The organism is Rhodococcus sp. NJ-530, assembly GCF_003860625.1.
Taxonomy (GTDB): Bacteria; Actinomycetota; Actinomycetes; order Mycobacteriales; family Mycobacteriaceae; genus Rhodococcus_F; species Rhodococcus_F qingshengii.
Genome location: NZ_CP034152.1, coordinates 6183080 through 6196607 on the forward strand (window position 1 = coordinate 6183080; position 13528 = coordinate 6196607).

The window sequence follows — 13528 nt, forward strand, 5'->3', positions numbered from 1 at the left end:
ATGCAGGACGAAGCCACCGGCGGAGTGCACGGCGGGCCGCTGTCGGGTATCCGGGTCATTGAAATGGAGGCCATAGGGCCGCTACTGCACGCCGGTCTGATGTTGGCAGATCTTGGCGCCGATGTCGTGCGCATCGTGCGCCCCATCTCGATGGGAGCAGATGACGGAATCGACGATGCGAATGCGGGGATGCTCCGAGGGCGGACCGAACTCACTGCAGATCTGACCAAGACCGAAGATCTCGCCAAGGTGCGCAGGCTGATCGGCCGAGCGGACGTCCTGATGGAGGGCTCTCGGCCCGGCACGATGGAGAAGCTCGGCCTGGGCTCCGAGATCTGCCTGCAGGACAATCCGGGGCTGATCTACGGCCGAATGAGTGGCTGGGGCCAGAAGGGACCGATGGCCCGAGAAGCCGGGCACGACCTGAACTACCTTGCGCTTTCGGGCGCGCTCGAACAGCTCGGACCGGCTTCCGGGCCGCCGTCACCGCCGCTGAACTACGTCGGGAACTTCGGCGGCGGATCGATGTTCCTGCTCGTAGGAGTACTTGCCGCGCTGCACGAAAGAGAACGCACTGGCCGAGGCCAGGTGGTGGATACAGCGATGGTCGACGGCGCCAGTTCGTTGACTGCGCTCGTCCGATCGTGGCAGCATGCCGGCCGCTGGTCAGCCCGTCGTGGAACCAACCTCCTCGACGGATCTGCCCCGTTCTACCGCGCGTACGAGTGCGCAGACCACAGGTACATGGCGGTAGGGGCCCTCGAAGACGTGTACTACGACCGCTTCGTGTTCGGACTCGGATTGGATCCCGCCTCGTTGCCGAATCGCTGGGACCAATCGAACTGGGACGACTTGTCCGAACGCTTCGGCAGAACCTTCGCCACACACGATCGCGACGCCTGGGTCGAGGTCTTCGACGGCCTGAACGCTTGTGTCACACCCGTGCTCACACTCCACGAGGCAACACTCCACGACCATGCAATACAGCGGACGGCCTTCGTCGATGCAGGAGGCTTTTCGATGCCCTCCGCCGCACCACGGCTGGACTCGTCACAGGGAGCAGCCCCACCACGGAGAAACGACGAACTGGACGCAACCGTGTCGCGATGGGAGATTGCCTCAGAGCACCACGGGGGCAATTCCACTCGACATCGGTCCACTCGCATGGCTGTTGGTCCACAGACGTGGTGAGCGAGAGAACCGATGGCGCCAGGCGGGCTACGATTTCGGTATGCGCAGGCTGGCTGGATCGTTCGATCGTGACCTCCCCGGGTTGCCGCGTGGCCGCGGCCGACTGGCTGTGGACGAGGTCCAAGACGCGCAACGCGATCGCATTCTGCGTGCGGTGATCTCGTCGACGGCGGAGAAGGGGATCGCCTCGACCACGATCGCCGATGTCGTCGGGCGTGCCAGGGTGTCTCGCCAAGCTTTCTACAAGCAGTTCGAGAGCAAAGAAGCGTGCTTGATCGCGGCGATCGACGCCGGCATCGAGGTGATCGTCTCCAACATCACCTCGACACAAAGCTCGACCGCCAATTTATCTCTACACGAACAGCTTTCGGCTGTCATCGAGAAGTATCTCGAGACGTGTTCGTCCGAACCGGAGTTCGTGCGAGCCTGGGTGGTGGACCTACCTGTGGCCGGCCCGGCCGGGGTGGCGAAGCGCAACGAGTACGTGGAACTGCTCGCCGATGCATTGCTCGTCGGCTACTCGTCCAAGTCTTCAGAAGCCCCGGGGCGTGAAGTGTTTCTCGCGGCGATCGGCGGTTGCAACGAGTTGTTCTACCGCCAGGTGGTTGACGGGTCGAATTCGTACATGAATCTTCATGCGCCGATCATGTCCTTCCTTGAACGGGTACTGGATCTCTCGTCCAACCCTTCGTAGTCCGGTGTTGACAAGCCAAGGGTAGATCGCCATGCTCATTCATAAGTACGCAGCAGTACTTATGAATGAGGAGTGGTCATGCGAATTACGAGTGGACTGACACAGAGTCCGATCGCACCGCCCGGCCGGGTAGCGATCCGTCCGCGGCGAGTCGATTTCGACTGGGAGAAAGCGCCTTTGGTGTGGTTGCCGAACGAGCCGATCGCCTCATACCTCCTCAGCTCGATGAACCTCGTCATCCCGGAGGGCGAACGGATGATGATCCAGGCCTTCGAGCAGGCCCTCCCGGACGTGCACGACGAGAAGCTTCGCGAGGACATGCTCGGTTTCATGGGTCAAGAACTGCTGCACGCAGAGGCGCATGACGAGGTCATGAATCAGGTGTTCACACGGCACGGGATCGACCCGGCCCCGTTCAACCGCCAGATGCAGTATTTCTTCCGCAGAACTTTGGGCGTCGGTGACGACTCCGATCCGCGGGCCATCCGGCAGCGTCTGATCGAGCGTCTCGGGATTTGCGCGTCTTCGGAGCATATGTTCGCGTTCGTGGGCGACTGGGCGTTGAACGCGGACTTGGAGAAATTCGGCGCGGATCCGCAGATGCTTGACCTCTATCGGTGGCATGGGGCCGAAGAGGTCGAGCATCGTGCCGTGGCACACGAGGTCGCCACGTACTTCGGAGTCGGCTACTTTCGCCGCTGTATCTCCATGATCATCACGTGGCCAATCTTTTTGGGGTGGTTGCTCCGTGCTGCGATGTATCTGAGTCGCAACGACCCCAACACGCCGAACATCGGTTATCCACGATTGCTACTGGAATTCGTCCGCGCCGGACGCCGCGGACTGGTGCCTGGTGTATCGAAATGGTTCTGGAGCGGTGTGTCGACGTTCGTGCCGGGATTTCACCCCGACAGTGTGGGGTCCACCGCCCAGGCCCTCGCCTACATCGCGCAATCGCCAGCGGCCAAGCGGGTCAACACATGACACCCAACGCGCCCGAACTCACACAGCGGTGGCCGGCCCCCCGCGAGATCCCGGTCGACCTACGTCGCGGCAAGCGCCGCGACTCGATTCTGCGCATTCTGGATGTCCTGGTCTCCACGCAGGTCAAGTTGGCGGTCTTGATTCATCGCGACGAGCCACCGGAAAACCGGATCGACGAGTACAAGACAACGCTCACGGTGTCGGAGCGCACGACGGTGGCCACCGACAACGACGTGGTCAGTCTCGAACTGCGAGCACCTGACGGCAGCGACCTCGAACGGTGGTATCCCGGGGCACACCTCGACCTGTACCTGCCCTCGGGACGGATACGTCAGTACTCGCTGTGCGGCGATCCCGCCGATCGACGCTGCTACCGGATCGCGGTACGCCGGATTCCTGATGGTGGCGGCGGATCGAACGAGGTGCACGACGAGTTGCCAGTCGGTACCGTCGTCGGCGTTCGCGGTCCACGCAACGCGTTCGGGTTCGTCGAACCCGGGCGAATCGAGCGCGCGAAGCGCGTTCACTTCGTGGCGGGTGGCATCGGCATCACACCGATACTGCCGATGGTCCGCGAGGCGGAGCGCATGGGCCTGGATTGGTCGCTGATGTACGTCGGTCGCGAGCGCCGCACACTACCGTTCCTCGAGGAATTGTCGCCGTTTGGTGATCGGGTCACCATCCGCACCGACGACGAATACGGCCTACCCGCAGCGAACGATCTTCTCCCGCCGAATGTCCGCAGCGGCGACGCGATCTACTGTTGCGGTCCGGTCCCGATGATGGACCTGATCACAGCTAGTGTGCGCAACGAGCCCGGTGTGGAAGTGCACGCCGAACGCTTCTCCGCCGCACCGGTCGTCGATGGACGACCCTTCCGCATCCAACTGGCTCGCACCGGTCAGGTCATCGATGTCGCCGCCGACCAGACCGCACTGGACGCGGTCCTGCGTGTGAACCCGAAAGCCCCCTATTCATGTCGTCAGGGCTTCTGCGGCACCTGCATGGTCCACGTCAGCGACGGCGACGTCGATCATCGTGACAATTCGTTGAGCCCAGCCGAGCGCGCCGCCGGCAAGATGCTCCTGTGCGTTTCGCGGAGCAACAGTCCCTGCCTGACGGTCACCACATGAATCCACCGATGAGAAAACACAATTCCAGACGACCGGAGTACCTGTTGAACGACGATCAACTGACATCGCGAATGGTGGACCTGCTGATCGCACTGGAGGAAATGGACGCCGATGCCGTGCGCGCACTCGTCGATCCCGACATCGAATGGCGCAACACCGGCCTGCCCAGCGTGCGTGGAAGCGAACGCGTCGAACGGGCGCTCACGATCGTCTCTCGCCTGATCACCAGGTACGAGGTCGTGGAAGTGCTCACGATGACCACCGACCACAACACCGTGTCCTCCCGGCGAAGAGAGATCATCCGCATCGGATGGTTTGCCATGCACCTCGACGTAGACGGCCACTACACATTCGCAAACGGCCTGCTTCGCATTTGGGACGACCGCTTCTCCTACCGCCGACTGCTCCGCGGATTGCGATTCGGCCCAACCACCTGAAGTAGCGACGTTTTGTGTCGCATTTTGCCGGGGAGTCCTCACCAGATGCTGAAATCTCCCCCTGCAGCTTCTCGACTGCATCCTCGGTTCAGGAGTTCGGCCGCTGGTGCGGAGAACTCTCGCCGAGTCTACGTTCGCGCATGTGACCAGCTCGTTGTTCCTTTGGACTGCAACGGGATTGGATACCGCTGATGGATTCTCGACAATTGTTCGCCCTCGGCGCGCTCGGTACCGGGATGTTGTCGCTGGCCTTGCAGCTGACCCCGCTGTGTCTCGGCGCAGAGGATGCGGAGCAGTACGTCTTTGTTCGCACCGCCAATGCCACCGCGGTCCTCAGCCTTGCTCTGCTGTCCGCCGCGTTTGTCTTCTGGCCGCCGGCTGGATGACTTTCCGGGCGCAACATGTTCACGAATAAAGGAGTTTCGGTGAATCCACCCATAAACCACTACCGCCGGCGATCGGTGGAATCGATCCTCCTCGGCGGAGCCCTTGCAGCACTGCTGCTCTCGGGATGCACGATCAGTTCAGCAGATCCCACTACCGAGGGCAGGCAGTCGTCGAAGATGCCCACCGACTCCGAGCAGATCACCACGGTGATCCGATCTCACCTCGATACCCTCAGTACGACTCGACCGAGGTGCAACGAGAATTGTCGACGGGTCGGGGCATCCAGGGGTCGGTATCGAGCCGACGGTCGACGGGTGCTCAACTGACAAGTAGTTCCGCAACTTTCTTCGAGAGGGCCCCACTAATGCGTATTGGAGTATCCGGCCCGCACGGGACCGGCAAGAGCACGCTGGTCGACGAGTTGTGTGGCCGCCTCGCGGGACACATTCGGGTCGATGAACCGTATTTCGTGCTCGAAGAGGAGGGGCGCGAGTTCGAGTTTCCACCCTCGGCTGATGACTACCGTGCGCAGCTTCGTCGTTCACTGCGATTGCTGACTACACCTTCTTCTGGTGTTGTATTCGATCGCACGCCGCTCGACTTCCTGGCGTACTTGTCGGCGTGTGGTGTCGATCCGGAGGCAGAAGTCGAGGCGGCGATTGTGAGGTCCGCGCTACGTACTCTCGACGTGCTGGTTGTGGTGCCGATTACCGTCGAAACAGTGCAGAAGTTGCCTGCGGTGGGGATGCCGGAGCTGCAGCGCGCGGTGAACGACGCGTTGCTGGATTTGGTGTACGCCGATCCGATGCAGGTGTGTGACTCCCTGGTAGTTGTCGAGCTTGACGGCCCACTCCGTGGGCGGGTCGACACGGTTCTCTCGGCTTTGCAGTGACACCGGAATCGTCGAGCTGGGTGCGTTCGAAAGATGTTGGTACTGAGTGTTACTCGTGATGATCGACCTGATGAAACTTCGGTTTATGGCTGGCCGGTCTCTAAAATCGCAAGGGATGTACGTCTTCTCGTATGAGCTGGTGCTGACGCCCCTTCAGTTTGCCGCCCCGCAGAGCGCTGCTCACCAACGCGCGTTCCCGGGCTCACTCTCTGGCGGAGGGTATCGAAAACAGGCATCTCGTGGCTCAGAGTGAATTCTGAGAGCCGGTTGTCCTGGCAATTCTCGCGGAACCGAGGAAACGGAGTCCAGCGTGACAGTCGCCGCGTACCCATCCTTTCTGTTGCGATTCTCGCTACGGCCGCACTTTTCGTGGCCGGATGATCGTCGGGCTCCGAGACTGATTCGACAAACACCATAACCGCTCGGCAGCCGCCCAACATCGACATAATCGCTGGTGCTCGCCCCGAATCCCACCATGACCGATTCTTGTCCCACCTTCAGGCGATGGCGGCTGTAGATTCCGATCTATTTGTCAGATCAACCTGCGACTTTCGAAAAACTACGCGACAGTTGGCGCTGAAATTCCGGGCAAAGATGGCCTTTTCGACAGCTGAGAACAATCCACCAGCAGTCGGTCAACACTGGCCCTCTCCCTGGACTCGACGGGATGAAACCGTTAGCAACGGAGCTACGAACGAGGCACGGGGCGTCAGGATTCACCAGTGTGTCGACGACCGGGAGTGACTGCCGACGGAAACTGTTGACTAGGTTCGAACCTTTCCAGCACCAGGCACCGACCCGACAGGTGACCTATCGCCATGGTTCTGTGGCAACAGGTGTGGCCGCGACTTCCCACGAGCATTCCGAGCGCTCCAAGGGGCACCCACCACCCCTTACATAATTTGCCAGCGGAGATCGTCCATGTCGTTTCCAACCTCAGCCGTCGTTGATGCCAACAAACACCTACTGGCGCTTTGCAACAACGGCAACATGATATGGTCGGCAACCAACAAAACCGCACACAACAAGATCGCATCAAACGGCGAACAGCTAACGACTGCAACAATATTCAGTCCACGGCAATCCGGGCTCACACCGCTCCGACGCCAACCACACGGGGACGCGGCATCACCGCTTTTCAATCCTGAAACAGCCACCCGAAAACCACCCCCTCACTTAGGGTGTCGGTTTGTCCAACAAGAACACGGACAAACCGCGGCAGGTCGAACTCATCGGTTTCGCCGCCGGGATGATGACGTACTCGATCGACCGGCCGTGTAGTGGGGAGTCTTCACCTTCCCGATCGGAATCGGGCTTGCAGTCAGTACCTATGGATGGCGCTGGGAGGAAAGCGATTCCGGGCCGTCGGTATTGCAGCGACTGCAGAAATTTTCGCCGTCAACCGCATCCGGGACCTCAACGAGGGCCAAGACACCGCCGAACTGACCGTCCGTATCAGCGGCCCGGGTTTGGACACGTTCGACGCTGACTGCGAGGCACCCAAAGGTAACGTGCTACCCCAGGTCGGTGACCGGCGCACGGTGATGGTGAATCCATCCGACCTCACCTTTGCCATCGTCTATGACCATCTTTCCAACAGGACTAGCACCAATCGTCCTTGCTCGATGATCCGTGGTGCTCCACTAAGCCCTCCTCCAAGAACAAGGAGTCCTACTTCACTCCAGGCAGGTCACCTCAAACTCGAAACACTTTGCAATGAAACGAGTTTGAAATGCTCTTCCTACACGGGTAGCGAGTTGGCTCGACTGAGTGCCCTGCTCGTGATCTACCGATACCTGGGCGGAAGCGAGCGACGGACAGTACGCCACAGCCGCGCACGCCGGCAAAGCTACCGTGATTCGGGTATGGCTGTGGCACAACTGTATTCACAACCGAATGTGACCGCCATCGACAAGACATTTTCCAGTCGGTTGTTCAGACTTTTTCAGCGAGAACGTCGAGGTAGCTGATTTCGGGCGGCGCAGCGAAGAGTTCGTCGGCGCGTTCGCCGAGGGCCTTGCCGACCGGACCATTGAGATGTGTCTCGCGGGCAGCTTGGTCCGGGAATGCGTCGATGATGCCGAACGACGAGGGCCCGAACCGCACCGCGAACCAGGGTTTCGTGCCGGGCTCCTGCTCGACGAGCGGCAGTGCCGATCGGAGGAATTCCTCGACCGCTTCTTCCTTGCCGGGCTTCGCTTCAAGTCGGACCAGCAGCGCCTTGGTGGCCATATCGGATCTCCTCTTCGAGGTGGTGAACACTGTCAAGCATCACACCATCCATCGGTTAATGGAAGGTACCCAAACCCACCGTTCGAGGAAACCGATCCCAACCCCCTAGCGATCGTGGAGCCGAAGGAGGAGACTCCATGGTGAGGGAATGCGATGCCTGGATGCAGCCGCAGTTGCGTCGATGGCAGGAAAAATGTTGGTGCGCCGACATTTTGGTGCGGTCTTCACTTCTGCGCCCCGTGGACCTTCCCCGAACAGCACGATTCATTCGGTCGGTCGCTCACGCGTGGACGCCTGCGGCCGACGAGATCAACCGGAAAGCCGCAGCTACAAGACAAGGGAGTGCCGCGATGAAAGCGCTTGTATACGACGGGCCTCGAGAGGTCCACGTCAAGGACGTGCCCGATGCGCGGATCGAGAATCCGACAGATGTGCTGGTGAAGATCACGAGCACCAACATCTACGGGTCGGATCTACACATGTACGAAGGCCGCACCGATCTGGAGCCCGGAATGGTCCTCGGTCACGAAAACTTGGGCATCGTCGCCGAAGTCGGCAATGCAGTGGTCAAAGTATCGCCAGGGGATCGAGTGTGCTTGCCGTTCAACATCGGCTGCGGCTTCTGCCGAAACTGCGAGGAAGGGTTGACTGCATTCTGCCTGACGGTGCACCCCGATCCGAAGATGGCCGGCGCTGCATTCGGTTTCGCGGGGATGGGCCCGTTCTGGGGCGGACAGGCGGAATATCTGCGAGTGCCGTTCGGCGACTTCAACTGTCTGCGACTGCCCGAGGATGCCCAGGACAAGGAAACCGACTACGTGATGCTGTCGGACATCTTTCCCACCGGATGGCATTGCACCCGCCTGGCCGACATGCAACCCGGCGATTCGATGGTGGTCTACGGCGCTGGCCCAGTCGGTTTGATGGCCGCGTATTCGGCGATGATCCAGGGAGCGAGCAAGGTGATGATCGTCGACCGCCACCCCGACCGGCTACGCCTGGCCGAAGAGATCGGCGTCGTCCCCATCGACGACTCGAAGGGCGACCCCGTCGAGCAGGTCCTCGAGCAAACCAACGGGAAAGGCGCAGACAAGGGGTGCGAGTGCGTCGGCTATCAGGCACACGACCCGCAAGGCCACGAGGACGCCGCCATGACGATGAACCGGCTCGTGGATTCGGTGCGCTTCACCGGCCACATCGGGGTGGTCGGCATCTTCCTTCCCCAGGACCAGAACGGCCCCGACGAACTCGAGCGCAACGGCAAGATCGCCTTCGACATGGGCAAATTCTGGTTCAAGGGCCAGAAGATCGGCACCGGACAAGCGAACGTCAAACACTACAACCGGCAACTGCGCGACCTCATCCACGAAGACCGGGCAAAGCCCTCCTGGATCATCTCCCACGAACTCCCGCTCGCCGAAGCCGAATCCGGCTACCAGCACTTCGACGCTCGCGACGACGGCTGGACCAAAGTCGTCCTGCATCCCTGACACGGCCAGAACCGAGAGGAGCACAACGATGCCAATGCCACTGCAGGGCAAGCAGATAGCGATATCGACTGCCGACGGGGCCGGAGGAGTAGAAGTCGTAGACGAACAGGTCGCGATCGACGGGAACCTGATCTCGAGCCGCTCGCCCGACGACCTTCCTGCGTTCCGTCAGGCCATCGTCGAGCAGTTCGCGAAGTTCGGGGCAGGTGCGTCATGACCGTGAACCAGACCTCGGTGTCCCTCGACGATGCGCAGCGGGTCATCGCCGCAGGACAGGCCAAAGCCACCGAGATCGAGTCGCCGTCGAACATTGCGGTGGTCGATGCCGGCGGCAACCTCGTGGCTCACGTGCGAATGGACGGTGCCTGGATCGCCAGCATCGACATCTCGATCAACAAGGCGTTCACCGCGCGGGCATTAGACGTCTCGACCGAGGACCTCGCGGCCAACGCGGGCCCGGGCGAGCAGTTCTACGGGATACACGCCTCCAACGGCGGGCGCATCATGATCTTCACCGGCGGTGTGCCTCTGCGGCACAACGGCCAGGTCGTGGGCGCTGTCGGCGTCAGCGGCGGCACCGGGGAGCAGGACAAGACCGTCGCCGAGGCGGCCGTGGCGGCGCTGTGAGCGGTGGACTGCGTCGTCAGGTCAGAGAACGCATCGACAGGGCAACGTCGAACATTCCGACGTTGCTTTAAAGCTAGTCGCGGCCCCGCGACTGTGACTGGACCGAAGTCGTCCCGCATCCTTGACGCGGCCAGGACCGAGACAAACATAACGACGAGCGGACGTGCACATCCGCGCGCCGTGTCAGGGGCAAACCGAGCCCTCGGCCGAATGATGCCGCAAGGAATAGACGATAATTACGCAAGTCCAGCGATATCGGTGTCCGAAAAATGTTGATTTGCAATAAATTCCGCCTGAGCGGTCTGTTGACCAGCCTCAGAACGGGACGTTGAACTGCGCAGCACGCGGGTGCACGCCGCCTACTCGCAACCAATTGGAACCGACCAGTAGTGACCCATTGCCTTTCTGTTACAAGGAGATTCGATAGAATTACAGTGAATCTCGTCCGGGTTCAACGGAGCTGCTGTTCGCCGACTGGGAAGTTCTTTCGCAAAGGTGTTCTCCTTATGCATGCGCCGCGGTAGTGTGGACGTACCGCAGTAGCGGCCGACACTCGAGTTTTCGTGTCGAAGCCGATACTCGGAGTTTCATGCGATGGCCGCTTCGATCGGGTTCCGGCGGGCATCTTCGATCAAGGGCAGGTGTGGTCGCCACTGCCCCGTTGCGCCCCGCCCATCAGGCGAATGTTGTTGACGCCCTTTAGGTGGACGAAAAGACTCATCATGGCTGGGTGGTTCGTGAGCTCAACCGGTTGACCGGCGGTCGGGCCCTGTCAGTACACACAGGCCCGGCGAACCCCACAACATCAACGCTGAGGGGCGTGATGTCAAAGCACAGTGGCGGAAACCCTTACCCTCGGCCGCTCTCGAGCCTCACGCCCGCCATTCACGGATTGGTGTCGGGCGCCGTTATCGGCGCCCTGCTCGGTCTCCGTGACTTCACCCAATCCACTCGCCAAAACCAGGGAACTACGAAGTCCTTGCCGACATCGAGCGAAGTTGCGGGCGGAATCGCACTTGCTCAACGGCCGGGCCGATCGAAAGGAATTGAGTCATGACAACTGCTGTAGGCATCGACTTGGGCACAACCAACTCGGTCATCGCAAGCTGGCAAGGCGGCGAGCCGGTGGTGATCTCCAATGTGGAGGGAGCACGGACGACGCCTTCGGTGGTGGCGTTCACCGAGAACGGTGAGCGTCTGGTGGGCCAGCTTGCCCGACGGCAGGCGATCTTGAATCCGAAGGGCACGATCTACTCGGCGAAACGCTTCATCGGACGCCACTACGACGAGATCTCCGAGGAAGCCAAAGCGGTCAGCTTCGACGTCGTAGCGGGTGACAACGGTGAGGCCCGCTTCGACGTGCGCGGCAAGAAATACGCACCAGAGGAGATCAGCGCTCTCGTGCTGCGCAAGCTCGTCGACGACGCGAGCAAGTTCCTCGGTGAGAAGGTGAAGGAAGCGGTCATCACCGTTCCTGCCTACTTCAACGACGCGCAACGAAACGCCACCAAGGACGCCGGCCGTATCGCAGGCCTCGAGGTTTTGCGGATTATCAACGAACCGACCGCTGCGGCACTCGCGTACGGCATGGACAAACAGACCCACGAAACCGTACTGGTCTTCGACCTCGGCGGCGGAACCTTCGATGTGAGCCTGCTGGACGTCGGAGAGGGGGTAGTCGAGGTTCGTTCCACGGCCGGCGACTCCCACTTGGGCGGCGACGACTTCGATCGACGCGTGGTGGACTACCTCGCCGACGAATTCCAGCGCGCGGAGAACATCGATCTGCGTAAGGACGCGCAGGCGTTGCAACGACTGTTCGAAGCCGCGGAGAAGGCAAAGGTTGAGCTGTCCTCGGTGACCCAGGCCCAGGTAAACCTGCCTTTCGTTACCGCTGACGCGAATGGTCCCAAACATCTCACCACTACGATCATGCGATCGAAGTTCGATGATTTGACTGCCGATCTGGTGGAACGGTGCCTCGGCCCGGTGAAGCAGGCCATGAGTGACGCCAAGGTCGCCGCCAACGACATCGACGAAGTGATACTGGTCGGCGGTTCGACACGTATCCCGGCTGTACAGGCGCTGGTTCGCCGGCTGACCGGCGGCAAGGACCCCCACATGGGCGTCAACCCGGACGAGGTCGTTGCCCTCGGAGCCGCAGTCCAGGCAGGCGTGCTCAAAGGCGAGGTTTCCGATGTGTTGTTACTCGATGTCACCCCACTGTCCCTCGGCGTCGAGACGCAGGGCGGGGTGATGACGAAGATCATCGAGCGGAACACGACGATCCCGGCACGGCGCAGCGAAGTGTTCTCCACGGCGGAAGACAATCAGTCCGCCGTGGACGTCGTGGTGTTGCAGGGCGAACGCGAACGTGCGGCCGACAACCGGGTGCTGGGCCGGTTCCGGCTGGAAGACATCCGCCCCGCGCCACGTGGCGAGGCCCAGGTGGAAGTCATTTTCGACATCGACGCCAACGGCATCCTGAACGTCACCGCTCGCGACAAGGATACCGGCAAGGAACAGAGCATCACGATCAGTGAACAGGGCAACCTGGATCAGGGTGAGGTCGAGCGCATGTTGGCGGAGGCCGAACGGAACCGGGGTGAGGACGAGGCGCTGCGCAAGGCGGTCGACGCGCGCAACGGGCTCGATTCGGTTGCGTATCAAGTGGAGCGGCGACTCGCCGAACTCGGTGACAGTGCCCCGCCGCATGAGAAGGCGCGGGCCGAGATGCTGGTTGCCGACGCCCGAAAGGCCGTGCAGGACGGCGCTTCACCCGCGGAGGTTCAGCCACTCACCTCGGAGCTGCAACAGCTGCTCTACGGACTTGTGCCGGACCAGTCGGACGACGGCCAAGCAGGCGGCGCTGATGCTGCGTCGTCGGATGACGGCGACGTGATCGACGCCGAATTCGATCGAAGCTGAGGCGCACGATGGAAATGTCTGCAGATCATTCGACGACTGAGCCGACTACCAACAGCGCCGACACGGATCAAAGCAAGACCGAGTCCGATCGCGCCGAGACGGCAGACGAGCTGTCTCAACTCGAGGACCGTTGGCGCAGGGCCGTCGCAGATCTGGACAACCTGCGCAAGCGATACGCCAAAGATCTGGACCGTGAACGCGCCGCGGAAGTAGCGAAGGTTTCGGCGGCGTGGCTGCCGATACTGGACAACTTGGAGCTTGCGCTTGCACACGCAGGCAGCGATCCGCAGGCCGTCGTCGAAGGTGTGAAGGCGATCCGGGACCAGGCGGTACAGGTGCTCTCACGACTCGGCTTCGAGCGCCACGACGAGGCCGGTGTGCCGTTCTCCCCGGAACTCCACGAAGTGGTCAGTGTGGTAACCCGACCCGACCTTCCATCCGGGACCGTGGTCGAGGTCTTGCGCCCGGGTTATGGAGAGGACGGGCGACAGTTGCGGCCCGCCGCGGTGGTCGTCAGCCGCCCAGAGGGGTGA

Annotated in this window: 13 protein-coding genes and 1 pseudogene; 13 read left to right on the plus strand and 1 reads right to left on the minus strand. The window is 61.4% G+C overall.

Annotated features, from left to right (window positions below):
- The 8 genes from EHW12_RS28910 (at position 1) to EHW12_RS28945 (ending at position 5718) form a co-directional block, all read left to right on the plus strand.
- Complete coding sequence (locus EHW12_RS28910; protein WP_042922113.1) at positions 1–1191, plus strand: CaiB/BaiF CoA-transferase family protein; 1191 nt, start codon at positions 1–3, stop codon at positions 1189–1191.
- Positions 1192–1231: 40 nt separating this feature from the next.
- A complete protein-coding gene (locus EHW12_RS28915) occupies positions 1232–1885 on the plus strand; it encodes a TetR/AcrR family transcriptional regulator (protein WP_020971347.1) in 654 nt (217 codons plus the stop codon).
- Between the two features lie 78 nt (positions 1886–1963).
- On the plus strand, positions 1964–2869 hold the full coding sequence (locus EHW12_RS28920) for a metal-dependent hydrolase (protein ID WP_125052406.1): 906 nt from the start codon (positions 1964–1966) through the stop codon (positions 2867–2869).
- Positions 2866–4002 (plus strand): PDR/VanB family oxidoreductase, encoded by a 1137-nt coding sequence (locus EHW12_RS28925; protein ID WP_125052408.1) that lies wholly within the window; start codon positions 2866–2868, stop codon positions 4000–4002. The genes EHW12_RS28920 and EHW12_RS28925 overlap by 4 nt, the downstream gene beginning before the upstream one ends.
- 8 nt (positions 4003–4010) lie before the next feature.
- A complete protein-coding gene (locus tag EHW12_RS28930; protein ID WP_241199075.1) occupies positions 4011–4439 on the plus strand; it encodes a limonene-1,2-epoxide hydrolase family protein in 429 nt (142 codons plus the stop codon).
- A gap of 191 nt (positions 4440–4630) precedes the next feature.
- The gene (locus EHW12_RS28935) at positions 4631–4825 is read left to right on the plus strand and encodes a hypothetical protein (protein WP_125052412.1); all 195 of its coding nucleotides are present in this window, start codon (positions 4631–4633) and stop codon (positions 4823–4825) included.
- A gap of 39 nt (positions 4826–4864) precedes the next feature.
- Entirely contained in the window at positions 4865–5152 is a 288-nt protein-coding gene (locus EHW12_RS28940) for a hypothetical protein (RefSeq protein WP_125052414.1), read from the plus strand.
- A gap of 38 nt (positions 5153–5190) precedes the next feature.
- Positions 5191–5718: an AAA family ATPase gene (locus tag EHW12_RS28945; RefSeq protein WP_042922064.1), complete on the plus strand. Its 528-nt coding sequence runs from the start codon at positions 5191–5193 to the stop codon at positions 5716–5718.
- 1935 nt (positions 5719–7653) lie between these two features.
- On the opposite strand, the gene EHW12_RS28950 is transcribed toward EHW12_RS28945, so the two are convergent.
- Positions 7654–7950: a hypothetical protein gene (locus EHW12_RS28950; protein ID WP_020971354.1), complete on the minus strand. Its 297-nt coding sequence runs from the start codon at positions 7948–7950 to the stop codon at positions 7654–7656.
- Between the two features lie 350 nt (positions 7951–8300).
- Here EHW12_RS28950 and EHW12_RS28955 point away from each other — a divergent pair, with 350 nt between their 5' ends.
- From EHW12_RS28955 to EHW12_RS28975, 5 genes and pseudogenes are all read left to right on the plus strand, one after another.
- Positions 8301–9440 (plus strand): glutathione-independent formaldehyde dehydrogenase, encoded by a 1140-nt coding sequence (locus tag EHW12_RS28955; RefSeq protein WP_125052416.1) that lies wholly within the window; start codon positions 8301–8303, stop codon positions 9438–9440.
- Positions 9441–9525: 85 nt separating this feature from the next.
- Positions 9526–9657, plus strand: a pseudogene (locus EHW12_RS28960) (DJ-1/PfpI family protein); the annotation flags it as partial.
- Positions 9654–10067 (plus strand): heme-binding protein, encoded by a 414-nt coding sequence (locus tag EHW12_RS28965; protein ID WP_042448083.1) that lies wholly within the window; start codon positions 9654–9656, stop codon positions 10065–10067. The pseudogene EHW12_RS28960 and the gene EHW12_RS28965, both read left to right, overlap by 4 nt.
- Before the next feature lie 1053 nt (positions 10068–11120).
- Positions 11121–12995: a molecular chaperone DnaK gene (gene dnaK, locus EHW12_RS28970; RefSeq protein ID WP_007735554.1), complete on the plus strand. Its 1875-nt coding sequence runs from the start codon at positions 11121–11123 to the stop codon at positions 12993–12995.
- Positions 12996–13003: 8 nt separating this feature from the next.
- Positions 13004–13528 (plus strand): nucleotide exchange factor GrpE, encoded by a 525-nt coding sequence (locus EHW12_RS28975; protein ID WP_007735553.1) that lies wholly within the window; start codon positions 13004–13006, stop codon positions 13526–13528.